The 18,210-nt window shown below is 52.5% G+C and carries 19 protein-coding genes; 8 read left to right on the top strand and 11 right to left on the bottom strand.

What is annotated here, in order from left to right:
* Positions 1–184 (top strand): hypothetical protein (locus HP566_RS02075; protein ID WP_249975596.1); only part of this gene is annotated, 184 nt, incomplete at its 5' end.
* Positions 185–420: 236 nt separating this feature from the next.
* Here HP566_RS02075 and HP566_RS02080 read toward each other — a convergent pair.
* The 3 genes from HP566_RS02080 to ppnN all read right to left on the bottom strand — a co-directional run bounded on the left by HP566_RS02080 (position 421) and on the right by ppnN (position 2,965).
* Positions 421–624 (bottom strand): hypothetical protein, encoded by a 204-nt coding sequence (locus HP566_RS02080; RefSeq protein WP_249975597.1) that lies wholly within the window; start codon positions 622–624, stop codon positions 421–423.
* A 127-nt stretch (positions 625–751) separates the two neighbouring features.
* Positions 752–1,477 (bottom strand): sulfite exporter TauE/SafE family protein, encoded by a 726-nt coding sequence (locus tag HP566_RS02085; protein WP_249975598.1) that lies wholly within the window; start codon positions 1,475–1,477, stop codon positions 752–754.
* 105 nt (positions 1,478–1,582) lie between these two features.
* Complete coding sequence (gene ppnN, locus HP566_RS02090; RefSeq protein WP_284041275.1) at positions 1,583–2,965, bottom strand: nucleotide 5'-monophosphate nucleosidase PpnN; 1,383 nt, start codon at positions 2,963–2,965, stop codon at positions 1,583–1,585.
* Between the two features lie 159 nt (positions 2,966–3,124).
* Here ppnN and HP566_RS02095 point away from each other — a divergent pair, with 159 nt between their 5' ends.
* Positions 3,125–4,027, top strand: a complete 903-nt coding sequence (locus tag HP566_RS02095) for a LysR family transcriptional regulator (RefSeq protein ID WP_249975599.1) — start codon at positions 3,125–3,127, stop codon at positions 4,025–4,027.
* Positions 4,028–4,079: 52 nt separating this feature from the next.
* Here the strand turns inward: HP566_RS02095 and gcvP are convergent, their stop codons facing one another.
* Positions 4,080–6,974: an aminomethyl-transferring glycine dehydrogenase gene (gene gcvP, locus HP566_RS02100; protein ID WP_249975600.1), complete on the bottom strand. Its 2,895-nt coding sequence runs from the start codon at positions 6,972–6,974 to the stop codon at positions 4,080–4,082.
* An 83-nt stretch (positions 6,975–7,057) separates the two neighbouring features.
* Positions 7,058–7,447, bottom strand: a complete 390-nt coding sequence (gcvH, locus tag HP566_RS02105; protein ID WP_249975601.1) for a glycine cleavage system protein GcvH — start codon at positions 7,445–7,447, stop codon at positions 7,058–7,060.
* A 413-nt stretch (positions 7,448–7,860) separates the two neighbouring features.
* On the opposite strand from gcvH, the gene HP566_RS02110 reads away from it, so the two are divergent.
* Together HP566_RS02110 and gcvT are read left to right on the top strand one after the other, a co-directional pair.
* Positions 7,861–9,276, top strand: coding sequence for an alanine/glycine:cation symporter family protein (locus tag HP566_RS02110; protein WP_249975602.1), 1,416 nt, complete (start codon positions 7,861–7,863; stop codon positions 9,274–9,276).
* Between the two features lie 95 nt (positions 9,277–9,371).
* Positions 9,372–10,484, top strand: a complete 1,113-nt coding sequence (gcvT, locus tag HP566_RS02115) for a glycine cleavage system aminomethyltransferase GcvT (RefSeq protein ID WP_249975603.1) — start codon at positions 9,372–9,374, stop codon at positions 10,482–10,484.
* Between the two features lie 91 nt (positions 10,485–10,575).
* On the opposite strand, the gene HP566_RS02120 is transcribed toward gcvT, so the two are convergent.
* The 3 genes from HP566_RS02120 to HP566_RS02130 form a co-directional block, all read right to left on the bottom strand.
* Positions 10,576–11,361, bottom strand: coding sequence for a LysM peptidoglycan-binding domain-containing protein (locus HP566_RS02120; RefSeq protein ID WP_249975717.1), 786 nt, complete (start codon positions 11,359–11,361; stop codon positions 10,576–10,578).
* A 119-nt stretch (positions 11,362–11,480) separates the two neighbouring features.
* The gene (locus HP566_RS02125; protein ID WP_249975604.1) at positions 11,481–12,362 is read right to left on the bottom strand and encodes an acyltransferase; all 882 of its coding nucleotides are present in this window, start codon (positions 12,360–12,362) and stop codon (positions 11,481–11,483) included.
* Between the two features lie 120 nt (positions 12,363–12,482).
* The gene (locus tag HP566_RS02130) at positions 12,483–13,382 is read right to left on the bottom strand and encodes a LysR family transcriptional regulator (RefSeq protein WP_249975605.1); all 900 of its coding nucleotides are present in this window, start codon (positions 13,380–13,382) and stop codon (positions 12,483–12,485) included.
* A gap of 146 nt (positions 13,383–13,528) precedes the next feature.
* Between HP566_RS02130 and HP566_RS02135 the strand changes: the two genes are divergently transcribed.
* Together HP566_RS02135 and HP566_RS02140 are read left to right on the top strand one after the other, a co-directional pair.
* Complete coding sequence (locus HP566_RS02135; RefSeq protein ID WP_249975606.1) at positions 13,529–14,227, top strand: CoA transferase subunit A; 699 nt, start codon at positions 13,529–13,531, stop codon at positions 14,225–14,227.
* Positions 14,228–14,283: 56 nt separating this feature from the next.
* The gene (locus HP566_RS02140; RefSeq protein ID WP_249975607.1) at positions 14,284–14,943 is read left to right on the top strand and encodes a CoA transferase subunit B; all 660 of its coding nucleotides are present in this window, start codon (positions 14,284–14,286) and stop codon (positions 14,941–14,943) included.
* A gap of 68 nt (positions 14,944–15,011) precedes the next feature.
* Here HP566_RS02140 and HP566_RS02145 read toward each other — a convergent pair whose 3' ends face one another.
* Both HP566_RS02145 and HP566_RS02150 read right to left on the bottom strand, forming a co-directional pair.
* Positions 15,012–15,779, bottom strand: a complete 768-nt coding sequence (locus HP566_RS02145; protein ID WP_249975608.1) for a DUF1338 domain-containing protein — start codon at positions 15,777–15,779, stop codon at positions 15,012–15,014.
* 119 nt (positions 15,780–15,898) lie between these two features.
* Positions 15,899–16,162, bottom strand: a complete 264-nt coding sequence (locus HP566_RS02150; protein ID WP_249975609.1) for a GrxA family glutaredoxin — start codon at positions 16,160–16,162, stop codon at positions 15,899–15,901.
* A 140-nt stretch (positions 16,163–16,302) separates the two neighbouring features.
* Between HP566_RS02150 and hybE the strand changes: the two genes are divergently transcribed.
* A complete protein-coding gene (hybE, locus tag HP566_RS02155) occupies positions 16,303–16,728 on the top strand; it encodes a [NiFe]-hydrogenase assembly chaperone HybE (RefSeq protein WP_249975610.1) in 426 nt (141 codons plus the stop codon).
* Positions 16,729–16,823: 95 nt separating this feature from the next.
* Entirely contained in the window at positions 16,824–17,597 is a 774-nt protein-coding gene (locus HP566_RS02160) for a 3-hydroxybutyrate dehydrogenase (RefSeq protein ID WP_249975611.1), read from the top strand.
* 70 nt (positions 17,598–17,667) lie between these two features.
* Here HP566_RS02160 and HP566_RS02165 read toward each other — a convergent pair whose 3' ends face one another.
* Positions 17,668–18,207 carry a response regulator transcription factor gene (locus HP566_RS02165; protein ID WP_249975612.1) on the bottom strand — a complete coding sequence of 180 codons (540 nt, stop codon included), beginning with the start codon at positions 18,205–18,207 and terminating at the stop codon, positions 17,668–17,670.
* Positions 18,208–18,210 lie beyond the last annotated feature (3 nt).

The following is an 18,210-nucleotide window of genomic DNA, read 5'->3' on the forward strand; positions in this document are numbered from 1 at the left end:
GCAGTGTGATGGTGAAGTGCAGTCCCGTGCTGAGCGCCATGCTAAGTGCCATGCTCCCTCCTGGAATCATCAACTGTTAATGAGAAACAGTGATAATAACGAGCCAGGAGCCCAGCACAACCCCTTGGAGGCAGGTGTCAGCGATGTCTTACAACAATGTAAGCGATATCGTACAAAATTTTAAGAAATGGCTTACAACAGGGAGGCTTGCAAATATTGCTGGTGTATGAATGAGCATTTTCAATCAAAAACAGTGCAATGCCCCGTAGGTGAGGCCACATTAGCATGGCACGCCCACATAATTCCTTTCCATAGTACTTGCTGAGTAAGCAGGTTGGAGGCAGGACGGCGATCATGTACGGCTGCTGACACATCGTATCCGTGTCAGCAGCCTCGCTATTTGATCTCGGTTACTTTACCTTACTTGGCTTGGGCCTGGTGGTCTGCCAATGCGGCGGCAACGGCCTCTTCCCACTGGCCTTCTGTGATTCCCCAGTGCTCGATTTGGGCGTGGTCAGGAGCGCCTTCTGCGGCAGCGTCCAGCTCTTCAGGTGTGCTGCTTTCAAAACAGTGCTTGGCAAAGGCTTTGGTCTTGCCGTCCTTTAACTGATCAATCATCTGCATGCTTTTCTCCTTTTCCTTGGTAAGGGCTATACCGGGTGTGTCGATAACCGGTTTGAAGATGGTCGGTGAAAATAGTCAGTGTAGCGGGTTCAGTGTGATTGCGCTGATAGCTACGCTTGTGGCTGGCTTATAACACCACGTCGGTAATAATTTTTAACGCGATACCTGCCAGTAACAGCATAATCAAATTATCGAACCAGTGGTGTGGCAGTCGTTTTCCGAGCTGTGCCCCAAGCGGCATGGCGGCAAGAATCACCATAAGTGCGATCAGGCTATAAACAGATAGCTCAAAGGTTAACAGGCCTGCACTCAGCAGAGCGGGAATTTGCACCAGGGTAATGGCCGCAAAAAATACCGATATTGAACCGATGAATACCCGTCGTTCCAACTGCATGGCGTTTAGAAAGGTGATTGATGCGGGAGCTGACATTCCCGCGGCGCCTTGCAGTATGCCCGCTAATAGCCCTACCGGAAGAACAACGCGCTCGGCAGTTGAAAACGGAAGTGCCATTTTTCGCCGGGTCAGTTTAACAACCAGATAGAGTATGATGGCCACGGCAACACCAAGGGAGAGCAGGGTGGGCGACAGTACCACCAGCCCCCAGGTTCCCAGCACGATACCCACTCCGCCTGCGATGGAAAATGCCGCTAAAAAACGTAGGGGTAAAAGGTGGTGGCGGTATTGCCACAGCTGTAGCGCATTACTGAATAGATTGGGTGCCACCAGTACTGCAATAGCCAGTTTTACATCGTAGAGCATGGTAAGAACAGGGATGACAATAACGGGAACGCCAGAACCAATTGCCCCTTTAATGACTCCTGCGGCCAGCAGCGTTAGCAGAGCAATAATCACGTTTGTTTTCCTAATTGCAGCAGGCTCAGCATGTGCTGAGCCTGCCAGTTATACTTTTATTCGTGTGCCTGTGTGGCAGTACGGGTGGCGGTTATAGACCCCTGGCTATTTAAGAACATAGCAAGGCGTATAGGGTTGACCACCCAGTTTCATACGCCCTTGGGCAACAAACGAGCTTAGCAGGTCATCCAGGCGCTGCATTAACTCAGGCTCGGCGGTCAGTTCAAAGGGGCCATGGGCCTCTATGGCGCGAATACCTGACTCCTTTACGTTACCCGCTACAATGCCTGAGAAGGCACGGCGCAGGTTGGCTGCCAACTCGTGGGTTGGCTGTTGGCGATGAAGGGCCAGCCCGCGCATGGCTTCATGGGTCGGCTCAAACGGTGCCTGAAAATCTCGGGCAATCGTGAGTCGCCAGTTATAGTAAAACGCATCCTGATGCTGGCGGCGGAAGTTGGCAATTTCATCTACACCCGCGCGCATTTTACGAGCCACTTCCGCTGGGTTGCCGGTAATAATCGTGTAGTAGCGGCGAATATCCTCTCCCAGTGTGTAAACCAGGAATTCATCTATTTTCTGGAAATAGCTGGCAGTGCAGGTGGGGCCGGCAAAAATCAATGGGAAAGGGGTATCGTTATTGCTGGGGTGGAGCAGAATGCCCAACAAATAGAGTATTTCCTCTGCGGTACCTACGCCGCCGGGGAAAACGATAATGCCATGGCCGAGGCGCACGAAGGCCTCCAGACGCTTTTCAATATCTGGCATGACCACCAATTCGTTAACGATTGGGTTGGGTGCCTCAGCGGCGATAATGCCTGGCTCAGAAATCCCCAGATAACGGCTATCCTTACGACGCTGTTTGGCATGGGCCACATTGGCACCCTTCATCGGGCCTTTCATGGCGCCGGGGCCACAACCGGTACAAATATCCAGGTCGCGCAGCCCAAGGTGATAACCTACATCTTTGGTATATTCGTACTCTTCTCTGGAAATGGAGTGCCCGCCCCAGCACACCACCAGGCTTGGGTCACGGCCAGGCTGTAAAGTGCCTGCTTTGCGAAGAATGTGAAACACAGCATTGGTGGTTCCTTCTGCGGTGCTCAGGTCGAAGCGTTTGTGGTGCTGAATTTCATTGTAAACGTAAACGATATCCCGAATGATCGATGACAGGTGCTCACGAATACCGCGGATCATGCGGCCATCTACAAAGGCTTCGGCGGGAGCATTGGTAAGCTTTAAGCGAATACCGCGGTCTTGCTGTAAGACTTCAATATCGAAGTCTTTATAGGCTTCCAATATTGCCAGGCTATCATCAGTAGGGTTGCCACAGTTCAACACTGCGAGTGCGCAGCGACGCAGCAGATCGTGCAAGCCGCTTTTGGAGGTGCTTTTCAGACGGTTGACTTCATGCTGGGAGAGAACCTCAAGGCTTCCCTCGGGAGAGATAATGCTGGAAATCGTTGCGTGTGGCGCTGGCAGTTGCGTCATTAGTGTGGCTATCCCTGATCATGTAAATAACAATGTGCATATTATCACGCCGTTACAGCCGGTTCAGCATGGTGGGTGAGGCCGCCCACCCAAACGCTTATGTGCTACTCTATGCCCACGTTGAGAGGATACGGTGGCTGGTAAAGATGGCGCTTCATTATGTTTAATGCCCACTATTTTCGGACATTTATCACGTTGGTGGAAACCGGGAGTTTCACTCGAACAGCGCGCCGCCTGGAAATGACGCAGCCGGGTGTAAGCCAGCATATTCGCAAATTGGAAAGCTATCTTAATAAAACGCTGCTGGAACGTAAGGGTAAAAGCTTTACGCTTACGGAGTCCGGGCGGCGAGCATACGATTACGCGTTAAAGCTGTTTGCTGAACATGAACAGTTCCGTCATGGCCTGGATGATGACTCCCTGGATAGTGGAGAGTGTCGCATTGCATCGCCTGGCAGTGTTGGCTTAATGCTCTATCCGTATATTCTTGGTCATCAGCAGATGCATCCTAATCTAACGGTTAATTACAGTTTTGCGTTTAACCATGAGATTGTCAGTGATCTGTTGGATGGGCGTTACGATATTGGCATTGTGACAGAGCAGGTTAATCATGCCGATCTGAGCTGTACTGTTTGGCATAAAGAGCCGCTCTGTCTGGTGGTGCCAGCTGATTTTGCCGGCAACACCCTCTCTGAACTGATGGGCATCGGCTTTATTAACTATTACGACGGCATTAACCACGCCAATGCGTTACTGCGGGCCAACTACCCTGATGAGTTTCGCTCCATGACGCACTTTCGCCATCAGGGCTTTACCAACGAAGTGGGGATGGTGTTGGATGCAGTGGCCCGAGGGCTGGGTTTTACCGTGGTTTCGCGCCTGGTCCTGGAGACATCCCCCTGGCAGCGCCAGGTTAAAGCGTTAACGTTGCCCCATGCTATCAATGAGGTGCTGTATCTCCTGCGCAGGCAGGACTCGGTGTTACCGAAGCGCTATGAGAAATTGCTTGACGGTTTTCACCAACAGCGCTTGCAGGAAAAAACGCCCCTGGTGCCCGAATAACAGGGGCCAGGGGCGTTTTCCTCATCGTTATATCACGACTCGATACAGCGTATTAATTGCGATACTCATCAATACCCGGGCATGAGCAGATAAGCTGACGGTCACCAAACACGTTGTCGACACGGTTTACCGAAGGCCAGTATTTAGCCGCAGCCACCGCATCGCTTGGGAAAGCAGCCAGCTTGCGGTCGTAGGGGCGTTGCCAAGCGCTATCCATCAGGTCCGCCTGGGTATGCGGGGCGTTTACCAGCGGATTATTATCCAGCGGCCACTCACCACTTTCCACTCTGGCAATTTCCTCGCGGATGGCAATCATTGCATCGCAGAAGCGATCGATTTCGTATAACGATTCGGACTCCGTTGGCTCGATCATCAGTGTGCCAGGTACCGGAAACGACATGGTGGGCGCATGGAAACCATAGTCCATCAGGCGTTTGGCAATATCCTCTTCACTGATACCTGACGTGCCTTTCAGCGGGCGGATATCAATGATGCACTCGTGAGCAACGTTGCCGTTTTGGCCACGATAGAGAATGGGGTACGCATCTGCCAGCCGCTTGGCAATATAATTGGCATTCAGAATCGCCAACTCAGTAGCTTCCCGCAGGCCACGCGCGCCCATCATTTTAATGTAGGCCCAGGAGATAGGCAGAATCGATGCGCTACCAAAGGCAGCGGCGGAAACAGCACCACTTTCTGGGTTTACGCCATTAATCGGTGTCACCACATGGTTGGAAACGTAAGGGGCCAAGTGTGCTTTTACACCAATGGGTCCCATGCCTGGGCCGCCGCCGCCATGGGGAATGCAGAACGTTTTATGTAGGTTAAGGTGGGAAACATCACCGCCAAAATCGCCAGGGCGGGTGAGTCCTACCTGAGCGTTCATATTGGCACCGTCAACGTAGACCTGACCACCATGGCGATGCACCACCTCACACACCTGGCGCACGTGGGATTCAAATACACCATGTGTTGATGGGTAAGTAATCATTACCGCAGAGAGGCGGTTACTGTACTGCTCGGCTTTACTGGTTAAATCATTGAGGTCGATGTTGCCGTTTTGGTCACACTCCACGACGACTACCTGCATGCTTAGCATAGCTGCTGAGGCAGGGTTGGTGCCGTGGGCTGAACTGGGAATCAGGCACACATCACGATGGGCTTCCCCCTGGGCCGCTTGATAACGACGGATTGCAAGCAGGCCTGCATACTCCCCCTGGGCGCCAGAGTTGGGCTGCATGGAAATATGGTCGTAGCCGGTTACTTCTACCAGGAAGGCGGCCAGCTCATCAATCATTTGGTGATAGCCCGCTACCTGATCGCGTGGCGCGAACGGATGCAAATGTGCAAACGCTGGCCAGGAGATGGGGATCATTTCACTGGTGGCGTTAAGTTTCATGGTGCATGACCCCAGGGGGATCATTGCGTGGGCCAGTGAAAGATCCTTGTTTTCCAGGCGCTTCAGGTAACGCAGCATTTCAGTTTCACTGCGGTAGCGCTTGAAGGTGGGGTGCTGCAGATAGCTGCTTTCCCGTTGATAGGCGGCGGGAATACCGCTGAGTTTTTGTGTCACGACCGTTTCATCAAGCGTCGCGACGGATAAACCGTGTTCGGCACCTAATAAAATATCAAACAGTGTCGCCACATCGTGTGCGGTCGTTGTCTCATCCAGGCTGATACCGACATCGCCGTCGGTAAAGTAGTGCAGGTTGATATCGTGGGTCATGGCCCGGCCATGAATTTTGCCAGCATCCACCTGGGTCAGCCGCAGCGTGTCGAACCAGCTGTTGTGGGCAAGCGTAACACCTGCCTGTTTAAGCCCCTGGGCCAGAACAGTCGTTAGCCTGTGCACACGGCCTGCAATTTTACGCAACCCTTCTGCACCATGATAGATGGCGTAAAAACCGGCAATATTAGCTAGCAGCGCCTGGGCGGTACAGATGTTAGAGGTCGCTTTTTCACGGCGAATATGCTGCTCGCGGGTTTGCATGGCCATTCGCAACGCGGTGTTGCCGCGACTGTCTTTGGATACGCCAATAATACGGCCAGGTATAGCGCGCTTGAGTTTATCCGACGTAGCAAAAAAGGCCGCATGTGGGCCACCAAAGCCCATGGGTACGCCAAAGCGCTGGGAGTTACCCACCACAATATCAGCGCCGAGGGCGCCGGGTTCTTTAAGCAGCACCAGGCTCAAAAGGTCGGTGGCGACGCAGGTCATAATGCCACGCTCTTTGGCGGCGTTAAGCATCGGCGCCAGGTCGATGATCTCGCCATTCGCTGATGGGTATTGCACCAGTGCGCCGAACACATCGTGTTCGGCCAGTGTGGCTGCCGGCCCGCTAATTAGTTCAAAGCCAAAAAAATCGGCTCGGGTTTTCACCACATCCAGCGTTTGTGGGAAGAGGTCGTCGGCAACAAAGAAGGCGCTTGATTTGCTTTTTTTATTGCTACGTTTACATAACGCCATCGCTTCAGCTGCTGCGGTGGCCTCATCCAACAGGGAGGCATTGGCAAGCTCCATGCCGGTTAAATCCATGATGACCTGCTGGAAGTTCAGCAGCCCTTCCAAGCGGCCCTGGGAAATTTCCGGCTGATACGGCGTATAAGCGGTATACCAGCCTGGATTTTCCAATACATTGCGTTGAATCACTGCAGGCATATGGGTGCCGTAGTAGCCCTGGCCAATATAGCTTTTGGCAACGCGGTTCTGGCGAGCCAACTGGCTTAAGTACTCCAGTGCTTCTGCTTCACTGCGCGGATCGTCCAGCGCCAGTTCACGGCCAAGGCGGATATCGCTTGGCACGGTCTGCTCAATCAGATCTTCCATGCGTTGCATATTGAGCGCTTTTAACATGGTGGCCACATCAGTGGGGCTGGGCCCGTTATGGCGTTTGATAAAAGCATCGTGGTCGGCCAGTTCGGCCAAGCGGCGTGTTTCAAAAGGCATGGGAAGGTTCCGGACGTAATGAGAAAACCGTGCAGGGGCGAATGATCAAAAGCCTGCCCAATGGGGGTAGGCCCTTGGCGCAATTAGTCGTCTGAGCTAAGTGTTGCCTGGTACGCCTCGGCGTCAAGCAGGCCTTCCAGGTTTTGGTCGGTCAGGCGTACTTTCATCATCCAGCCACCCTCATAGGGGGCTTCATTAACTGTTTCAGGGGCGTCTTCAAGCGCTTCATTCACTTCTATGACTTCACCGTTAACCGGTGAGTAAAGGTCAGAGGCGGCCTTTACCGATTCGATGACCCCAAACTCCTGGCCTTTGCTGAGTTCCTGGCCTACTTCAGGGAGTTCAACGAATACCACATCGCCCAACGCTTCTTGAGCGTGGTCAGTAATGCCAATAGTGACGGTGCCATCCTGGTGGTCTAGCACCCATTCATGGCTTTCAGCGTAACGAAGATTAGCAGGAAGATTGCTCATGATGATTCCCTTTACGAAACGGTTGTCTGGACGAGGGCATACTAGCGCTTGTCGTTCGCCTTGGCGACTGTTGGACAGCCTGACGAGGGGCGAATACCTGCGTATGGTACCGTGTTTCTGATCGGAAACAAGTTTCTTGAACGCGTCATAATGGTACAAAAATGCGTATGGTTTCGCTGGGTTTAAACACTGATACGAATTTATCCAAGAGAGTCTTTCTCTGTCAAAAGGCGACATCACCATGGATAGATGCTAGGAAAAAGGTGTAAAACATGCGAATCATACGTTTTTACTTGGCAAAAGAAGCGCTATGGTAAGCACCTCTGTGTGGTCAGTATAAGCAAAATAGAGAAGGCAGCACGGCTGCCTGACACCCATAATAATTTAGCAAACGAAAGGATAAGGAGATACGCGTGGAAACATTAACTAGCCTCCTGGGCGCAATTAACGGGGTGGTTTGGGGCCCGTTGATGCTGGTCTTACTGTTAGGTGTGGGTATCTACCTTCAGATTGGCTTGAAACTGATGCCGATTCGCAAACTCGGCATGGGTTTCAAGCTAATGTGGCAAGGGCGCGATGCCAAGCCCAAAACAGGGCCAGATGGCAAGCCGGTTACCCAAGCCAGTGATGAGGGAGAGATTTCCCCCTTTAATGCGCTAATGACAGCGCTCTCTGCGACTATTGGTACCGGCAATATCGCCGGTGTTGCAACGGCGATTGCCTTGGGTGGTCCGGGTGCTGTGTTCTGGATGTGGATTACGGCGCTGGTGGGGATGGCCACCAAGTTTGCCGAAGCCGTCCTGGCTGTTCGTTATCGTGAAACCGACAGTACCGGCTACCATGTTGGTGGGCCGATGTTCTATATCAAAAACGGTCTGGGCCGAAAGTGGCTCTGGCTTGGTGGTCTGTTCTCGTTTTTCGGCGCTATTGCAGCGTTTGGGATTGGTAATACCGTTCAGTCCAATTCAGTGGCCGATGCCATGGATGCAACCTTTGGCGTACCGCACTGGCTAACCGGTGTCATTATCATGGTGCTTGCCGGTGCCGTCATCCTGGGAGGGATCAAGCGTATCGCTAAAGTGGCAGGTAAGCTGGTTCCGATCATGGGGATTGCTTATGTTATTGCCGGGCTGCTGGTGCTGATTGTCAACGCAGGGCAGATTGGCGAAGCATTTGGTTTGATTTTTTACTACGCTTTTAACCCGATCGCTGCCGCGGGTGGCTTCGCCGGAGCGGCCGTCATGGCGGCTATTCGCTTTGGTGTGGCGCGGGGCATTTTTTCAAATGAAGCGGGCTTGGGCAGTGCGCCAATTGCCCACGCCGCCGCACAAACCAAAAACCCGGTTCGCCAGGGCCTGATCGCCATGCTGGGGACGTTTATTGATACCATCATTGTTTGTACGATTACGGCATTAGTGATTCTAACCTCTACAGTATGGATGGATGGTGAGGCGGGCGCATCGCTCACTGCGCTGTCGTTTGATGCGGCACTGCCTGGGTTTGGTAACCAGATCGTTGCCATTGCGCTGGCAATTTTTGCATTTACTACCATCCTTGGCTGGTCTTTCTATGGTGAGAAATGCTTTCAGTTCCTGTTCGGTACGCGTTCAATCATGCTTTATCGTGTGCTGTTCGTATTGGCAATTCCGCTCGGCGCGATTGCGCAACTTGGCTTTATCTGGCTAATGGCGGATACCTTTAACGCTATGATGGCGATACCAAACCTGATTGCCCTGGCGCTGCTTTCTCCTGTGGTCTTTAAACTGACCAGGGATTACTTCTCGGGTAAAGAGGTACTGCCCGGTGAAGCGTTAGATCATGACAAGTAGGCCGTAGTGATTATCCTGCGGATATAATGAGTAGCCTTAGAGCCGGGAAGCCAACGTCATGGCTTCCCGTTTCTCTTTTCGACTGAGGAACCCCCATGAGTGAACTAAAACAAACGCCGTTGTATGCACTGCATACCAGGCTCGGCGCCAAAATGGTGCCCTTTGCTGGATACGATATGCCGGTGCAATATCCATTGGGCGTCAAAAAAGAGCATGAACACACACGTCAGCAGTGCGGCTTGTTTGATGTTTCTCACATGGGACAGATTCTGGTATCAGGCAGCGATGTCGCTGAAGCACTTGAAACATTGATTCCTGCCGATTTGGTTGGGCTAAAGGAAGGAGAGCAGCGCTATGGGCTGTTCACCAGTACCGATGGCGGGATTATTGATGACTTGATGGTGGTAAATGCGGGTGATCACTTCTATCTGGTTGTTAATGCTGCTTGTAAGGAGCAGGACATTGCTCACCTGCGTACCAGTCTGGGCGCTAGCCATGACATAGAGGTATTGAATCGTGGCTTGCTGGCTTTACAGGGGCCTCTGGCTCGTGATGTTATGCAGCGTTTATGCCCTCAGGCCTGTGAGCTGACATTCATGCAGCATGGTCGGTTTACCATGGCAGGGAATGAAGTCTGGATTAGCCGCAGTGGCTATACCGGGGAGGATGGTTTTGAGATTTCGGTGGCGGCGGAGGCGTGTGCGGCGTTTGCAGAGCAGTTGCTGGCAGAGCCCGAAGTTGAAGCGATTGGCCTGGGGGCACGGGATTCACTGCGTTTGGAAGCGGGGCTGTGCCTGTATGGGCATGATATAACCCTGGAAACCACTCCCGTTGAAGCAGGACTGATTTGGGCCATCGGTAAGCCTCGTCGCCACGGAGGCGAACGTTCTGCTGGCTTTCCGGGCGCTGACCTGATTCTCCATCAGGTGGATGCCAAGGATCACCGGCGTAAAAGAGTAGGGTTAGTAGCACAGGGGCGTGCACCTGTACGTGAGGGCGCCACGTTGGTGGATGAAGCAGGTAACGAGATTGGGGTTGTTACCTCAGGGGGTTTTGGCCCAAGTATAGGTAAACCGATTGCGATGGGCTATGTGCGTCGCGAATGGGAAGCGCCGGAAACCACTGTTTACGCCCTGGTGCGCGGTAAGCCGTTGCCAATGGTGGTGACACCCACTCCCTTTGTAAAGCCGGGATACTACCGCGGCTAATATCGTGTGAATAGTAGCACCATGCAAAAGCCCCTGATATCAGGGGCTTTTTGTGGTTACTTCCGATAGTGGCTTTCCGCCACTTCACCAGTTATCGCAATACCTGGCGAGGGTCGATTGGCTTACCGCCCTGGCGTAGATCAAAAAGCAGGTCGTAGCGTTGCGATGAACTGCTTTGCCCCACCTCACATAGTGGGTCGCCAGCGCTGACCTGCTGGCCAACGCGCACTATGATGCGTTCACACAGGGCGTAAACCGTTTGCAGGTTATCTGCATGGTGAACAATGACGACTTCACCTAACTGGCGCATGCTATCGGCAAAGCGTACCTCGCCAGGGGCGACGGCCAGGGCATTGGCGCCCGCCTGGGTGGCCAGCAGCATCGGTTGTAGCGTGCCACGGCTATCTGCACCAAAGCGGCGGACAATCCGGTAATCCTCTAATGGCCACGGCCAGCGGCGCGCAGAGGCGGGTAGGCTGGCACTGGGAGTCGGCGCCGCAGGTGTTGCCGCCGGGGGGCTTGCTCCACCACCGCTACTGGCTGTTGAGCTGCTGCGTGTAGCGCCGCTGCCAAGCGGTACGCTGACTATCTGACCAACCCGTAGGGCCGTCGCCGGGGTACCAGGGTTGGCGCTTTGTATGCGACTGGAGGTAGTGCCAAAGTGGCGGGCAATGCCTGAGTAAGTATCCCCCGGCCTGATTTGATAACGGTAGGGGCCTCCTGATGGCGCTCGTTCCTGCTGCGTAGGAATCAGTAAGCGCTGCCCCACGTTTAAGCGCCTGGCATCGACACCTGGGTTAAAACGCTCCAGTCGTTCAAGAGGAACATTGGCTCGTGCGGCAAGCTGCCCCAGTGTATCGCCTCGCTGTACCTCAATCCATTGGCCGTTGATTTGACTGGCGCTACTGGCTGTCGGCGCGCGCTGATCAGTGGATGGCGCAGAGCTGGCGCATCCCGTCAGTAGTCCGATTAAAAGACAAGCGGCTATCCAATGGGCTAGTCGTGATCGGTTTGGTTGTCCAGCAAGGTGTCTTTTTCCTGCCAGAGTGAATTGATCCATGCGTGGAAGCGTTCCTTATGCTGCGGTTCTTCATGATAATTGGCATCGTGCATCCACTGGGGAACAGCAAGCTGCCTTGCTTCAAGCGTAATAGGGGCTTCTTTTCCGCACAGAAATCCCCAAAAGGTAGGTGATGGATTCACGTAACTGATCGTGACGTCAAGGATACCATCTAATTGATTTCCTAGCAGGCTAAGTACCTGGGCAATACCACCCGCTTTGGGTTTTAGTAGATGCCGAAAAGGACTTTGCTGAGCGTCTCGTTTGGCCGTCGTGAAACGGGTGCCTTCAACAAAATTAAAAATCGCTATTGGTTTGTGGCGAGCCTGTCGGCAAATACGCTCAGTGGCTTCCCTGTCAATGGTAGCGAGCTTGGGATTTTTGGCAATCTGTTCGCGGCTAAAACGTCGCATAAAAGGGAACTCCAGTGCCCAAAATGCCAGGCCCACGATGGGGATCCAGATCAGTTGGCGTTTCAGAAAGAAGCGAGGCATAGGAATCCTGCGATGCAGTGCCATGAAAAGGATAAAAATGTCGGTCCAACTGCGATGGTTCGAAATAACCAGCCACCACTGCTCCTGATTTAGTGTATCCGGTGTGCTGATGGTCAGGTTTGGTTTGAGCCAGCGTCGCATCCACCATAAATTGATGCCGATCCAGTTCAAGGCGACGGCACACAAGCCTTTTAGCAACCATTGCTTTTGCCTGCGGGTGGGGGCTATCACCTTGAGTAGCGTTAATAAGATGAGAGGTACGCCCCAGAAAAGCGTGCATAACGTCAGTAGTGAAACGCTGACAACTCCTTTAACTATCGGCATACCGCAATTCCTCGACACGAATACTTATCTGCCTGGTATATGACCATGCAATTTAGAGTAAATGCTAATGGATCAAGGGCATACTGCCCAGCATAACAGTGAACTGAGTATGCCAATGTCTCAGTCGACCGCATGGAGCGTGGGGGTTTTAACGTTCTCAAGAAGTACTGTTCGGAGCGCGTGAGCTGCCACTGACAGTTCCTGCTGAGTCAATATGCCCACCCGGCAGACGATGCCTGGAGAGGTGAGCGGCACGCAACCAGCACCCAGTTCCTGCATTTGTCGAATGCACATAGAGGGCACCGCGCTAACACCCAATCCATCAGCCACCATCCTGCCGACGGTGGAGAGTTGATGGCTTTCAAATGCCACCGGTAACTCAATGTGACGTTTCCCCAGTTCTTGTTCCAGTAGGCGGCGCACCATGGAGGGGCGCTGAAGGGTTATAAAATCGCTCTTCAGAAGAGTGGCCCAGGACAGATGGCTCGCCTGCCTGAGTGGAGAGGTGGGTGGCACAACAGCCACAAACTGATCTTCAAACAGGGGCGTAAACGTCAAGCTGCCCGTTCCTTCAGGCGAAAACGCAATGCCGATCTCCACCTGACGTGAGCGAACCATATCGGTGACTTCTTCATTGATAACATCGTGAACGGTAATGTTGATTTTGGGGTATTGCTGGCGGAATTTGACCAGTGCCCCAGGTAGTAGATTGCAGGCAAAGGAGGGCATAGCTGCTACGCTTAAGCGACCAAGCTGAAGTGTAAAACGCTGGCGTAACCGCTCTTCGGTATTATCCCACTGGGCGAGTAGATGCTTGGCCAGCGGTAGTAGCGATTCACCTTCAGGGGTGAGTCGTACACTGCGAGTGCTGCGTATTAAAAGCTTGCCTCCCAGTGAGTCTTCCAGCCCTTTGATAGCCAGACTCAGTGCAGGTTGCGAAAGATGGAGGCGTTCGCAGGCCAGGGTAAAACTGAGTGTTTGAGCTACCGCAAGAAAGGCGCGGAGTTGCTTGACGGTCATGGCGGCTCTTTTATAAGTTGTTAAAATAAATTGATAAGAAAAACAAACTTAACAAATATATCATCTGGTACAACACTGGCACTATCGCGCAGAAGCATCGATATGATGCGCTCAACGTACCACCGACAATAATGTGAGGCACAACAATGGCAGGATTTGATAAGCGTGTGGCTTCCTATGAGGAAGCGATGGAAGGTATCGAAGATGGCATGACCGTCATCGCTGGCGGTTTTGGTCTTTGTGGCATACCCGAAAACCTTATTGCAGAAATCAAGCGTAGGGGTGTTACAAACCTCACTGTTGTATCGAATAATTGTGGTGTTGATGGGTTTGGCCTGGGGTTGTTGCTGGAAGATCATCAGATCAGCAAGATTGTTGCCTCCTACGTGGGCGAGAACGCCATGTTTGAGCAGCAGATGCTTAATGACGAAATCGATGTAGTGCTAACTCCCCAGGGTACCCTGGCCGAGAAGATGCGGGTCGGTGGTGCTGGCATTCCTGCCTTTTATACCGCCACTGGCTATGGCACGCCTATCGGTGAAGGCAAGGAAGTGCGCGAATTCAATGGTCGACACTACATCCTGGAAGAGGCTATTACCGGCGATTTCGCTATTGTGAAGGGGTGGAAAGCGGACCGATATGGCAATGTGATGTATCGCCACACTGCCCAGAATTTCAACCCCATGGCGGCAACCGCTGGGAAAATTACCGTGGTCGAGGTTGAGGAAATTGTAGAGCCGGGAGAGCTTGAACCAAGCCAGATCCATACCCCAGGAATCTATGTGGATCGTATTATTCAAGGCACTTTCGAGAAGCGTATTGAAAAGCGCACGGTGCGTAGTTGATCACTTAAAACGCTTAATACAATTTTCTCAACCGGTTTGACGATGAGGTAAACACCATGGCTTTAACACGTGAACAGATGGCACAGCGCGTTGCTCGTGAACTTGAAGATGGCTTTTACGTGAATCTGGGTATTGGTATACCCACTCTGGTAGCCAACTATGTTCCCGAGGGTATCGATGTCATGCTGCAGTCAGAAAATGGCTTGCTGGGCATGGGGCGTTTTCCAACCGAGGAGGAAGTTGACCCGGACATGATTAACGCTGGGAAGCAGACCATTACCACAAGACCAGGGGCCGCTATTTTCTCTTCAGCAGAGTCTTTTGCCATGATCCGTGGTGGTCACGTGGACTTAACCGTGCTGGGTGCTTTTGAAGTGGATCAGGAAGGCAATATTGCCTCGTGGATGATCCCTGGAAAGCTGATTAAAGGGATGGGGGGCGCCATGGATTTGGTGGCAGGTGCTGATAATATTATCTGTACCATGACCCATGCTTCAAAACATGGTGAATCGAAGCTGCTGGAAAAATGTTCATTGCCACTGACTGGTGCCGGGTGTATTAACCGCGTCCTGACGGATCTGGCTTACCTGGAAATTAAAGAGGGTGCCTTCATCCTGAAAGAGCGTGCACCGGGTGTAAGCGTTGAAGAAATTGTCGAAAAGACCGCCGGTAAGCTCATTGTGCCCGATCATGTTCCTGAAATGACTTTCGAGTAACCTTCGAGTAGTAACGAACGCTGCAAAATCACTGATTGATTCAATAGGTGTGGGCCGCTCTATAGGGCTCACGCCATTTCACAGCGGGTATGAAAGGGGAGCAGGATTTCTGCAATCCGTTCGTGGTCATCGCCTACGTGCTTTTGTGCCAGAGCGAGTCCCCCCAGACATAGCCGGTGTTCATCCCCATCACTAAAAGCTATTTTCTGTGGTATGGCCGGATAGAACCGGTGATCCAACAGTGTGGATACCGCAAAAACACCGTTTTGCTGGCCTTTCAGGCTTGCCATACCCGCCGTTTCCAACCGAGTGTTGAGGGTTTCCAGGGACTCGCCCAGTGTAGCGCAATCGAATCCTGCATGGTGCAGACGGGGGCCCATGACTGCCAGCCATGAGGCAAGCGGGTGAGCTGTCTGAAGCTGCTGGTACAGCGTCCAGGAAGGCATAGGCCATGGGCGACCACGGCATAATAAGTTTTGCCCCTTGCAGTCTGCGGGGTGGCTTTGCATAACGAGACCGGTCAAGGCTTTACGAGGAGACTTGGAGAGCGTGCCTAATTGAAGTTCAGCCAGCACCAGCCAGCTACCGCTGTCGCCAGGAGAGAGTAAGTGTATTAACAGGCCTTTATCGGCCATGGCATAGTGGCCAACAGAGCGATAGCCCATATGGGCCAATTTCGCTTCCAATGCACTAGCGGAGAAGGGGCCATGGTTGAGTGTTACCAGTGTTAGATATTCCGCTGAAGTATTTAGCGGCCATAGCCTCAGCGCCCCCAGGTCTGGGTGGGTGTGAATATAGTCCAGCCACAGCTGTTGTATGAACTCCTCGCGCTGCATGGGGTGTCCTCGCCGCCTATGATCGACTCTTTACGCTGAGTCGTTATTTGAACGCTCAGTATAGGCAAGCCAGGATGACAGGGGTTCAACGGGTGTTAACGGCGCTTTTAACGCCAAAATTAAGAGGCTAATAACTGCTTTTCACGTACAAACTGTTCAAATTCAGTAAAACCACCAATATGTTGCTGGTCGATAAATATTTGTGGAACCGTGTGGATGGGCTTACCTGCTGTTTTTGCAATATCCTCCTTGGTGACACCTTCAGAGGGCATGTCGACGTAGCGGTAACCGTCTATTTTCTCAATGCTTTCAAGATGATCTGCAAGGTGTTTGGCGCGTACGCAGAAAGGGCAGGTCATGCGACCAAAAATAACCAGAAACATAATAGGTGCTCCCTTAAGAGAATCGTTATCAATAATAATGTTGTGACCATTGTGACGTAGCCGGGTGTGTTTCGCCAATAGCACCAGGCTACGCTTATCATTGAGATGTGTTATTACTGCGTTTTTATCAAGGAGAAAGGATGCCGAGCTTAGCTCCTGAGGAGTACCAACATTTAGCCGCAATGGCCCAGGCCTACCGTGATGTTTACCTGCCTGGGATGAAAAACAGCCATTATCGAAATCCGTATCTGGGGGTTGATGCGCTCTGTTTCGAGTATATAGATGCCACAGTGGAAGGAGCATCCCTGATGGTCGGCGCTTTAATTACCCCCTGTGAGTTATGGCTGGTGGCTGTGCCTGACCAGGCGACGTTGATAGCGCCGCTTCCTGAGACGTTGCCGCTTGAATTACCCTCAGGCCGTTATCTGCTCGCTTTGGAACGGTTACCTGGGGGGTATGAAATTTACAAACGGGCCATCCTGGAGGACTTAAGTGAGCTGGCAAGTATACAGGAGGCATCCAGGTTGGCTCAGCACATGATGTTACGCCTGATGACACCTAAGTAAGGTACGCAGGCCGTATAACGTACTTCTATACTCGTAACCGTTTACCCCTATTCTTAACCTTGATGCTATTTAGCGTTACAGCAAAGGAATCGCAGATGAACTCTCAAACAGGTACAACTCCCCGTGTTGCTGTTGTGACCGGCACCAGCAGTGGCATTGGGGCTGCTGTCGTCAAACACTTTTGCGAGCAGGGCCACCAGGTATTGGCTGTTGATTTTAACACCGCAGGTAAAGAAGTGGCTGATGCTGCAGGCGCCGCCTTTTACCAGGCTGACCTGACAGACCCTGAGGCGTGTCGCGGTGCAATTGCCGATGCGGTGAAACGTTACGGTAGTGTGGATATTCTGGTGAACAACGCAGGCATCCAGCATGTCGCCTCAATTGAAAACTTTCCGGAAGAAAAATGGCGTCAGATTATTGACCTGATGCTAACCGCGCCTTTTTTGCTTACCCAGGCGGCGTGGCCGTTAATGCGTGAAAAAGGCTGGGGGCGGGTGATTAATATTGCTTCTATTCATGCCCAGGTGGCTTCACCGGGCAAATCGGCTTATGTCAGCGCCAAACATGGCATGATCGGTCTTACGAAGACCGCTGCGCTGGAGGGGGGCGAACAGGGTATTACGGCCAATGCCATTTGTCCTGCGTACGTTAAAACGCCACTGGTGGATAATCAGATTGCAGATCAGGCAAAGTTGCATGGAATGGATGAGCAGGAGGTGGTCGAAAAAATCATGCTCAAGGATGCTGCTGTGAAGCGGTTAATTGAGCCTTCCGAAGTGGCACAGATGGTGGCTTATCTGGCATCGGATGCAGCGGGTGCGGTGACCGGCTCAAGCTGGAATATTGATCTCGGGTGGACGGCTCACTAAAGCACGGCTGCTGCCCCTGATGCTATTTTGGATTATCTGCAAAGGGGCAGCTGGTATATGCATTACAGCGCTAACGGCGTACCGGGCGTTTCTGTAATTTGCGCTGTAGTGTTCTCCGGTGCATGCCCAGTGCCCGGGCAGTGGCGGAAATATTGCCATCATGTTCCTGTAAGACCTTTTGAATATGCTCCCAGGTAATACGGTTAATTGACGGAGGATTGTCCGCAAGCTCAATATTGGGATCGCCCTGCTGATTGTCGAAGGCGTTAATAACATCGTCTGCATCCGCGGGTTTGCAGAGATAGTTTACCGCGCCCAGCTTGATCGCCTCGACGGCGGTTGCAATGCTTGAGTACCCTGTCAGCACGACAATACGGCAGCCAGGTACTGTGGTGAGTAATTCAGGGAGCAGCTTCAGGCCGGAACTATGCTCCAGTTTGAGGTCAAGCGTTGCCAGTGTAGGGGTGAACTGTGCCGCTACGGTTAGCGCCTGATCCGCATCGTGAGCGACCATCACCTCAACGCCGCGCCGGGTGAGTGCTCTGCTTAATACATGACAAAACATTTCGTCATCATCAATGATGAGAAGGCGTTGGTCTTGCGTCTGCATGAT

Origin of the sequence: Vreelandella olivaria (genome assembly GCF_023507745.1) — a bacterium.
Taxonomy (GTDB): Bacteria; Pseudomonadota; Gammaproteobacteria; order Pseudomonadales; family Halomonadaceae; genus Vreelandella; species Vreelandella olivaria_A.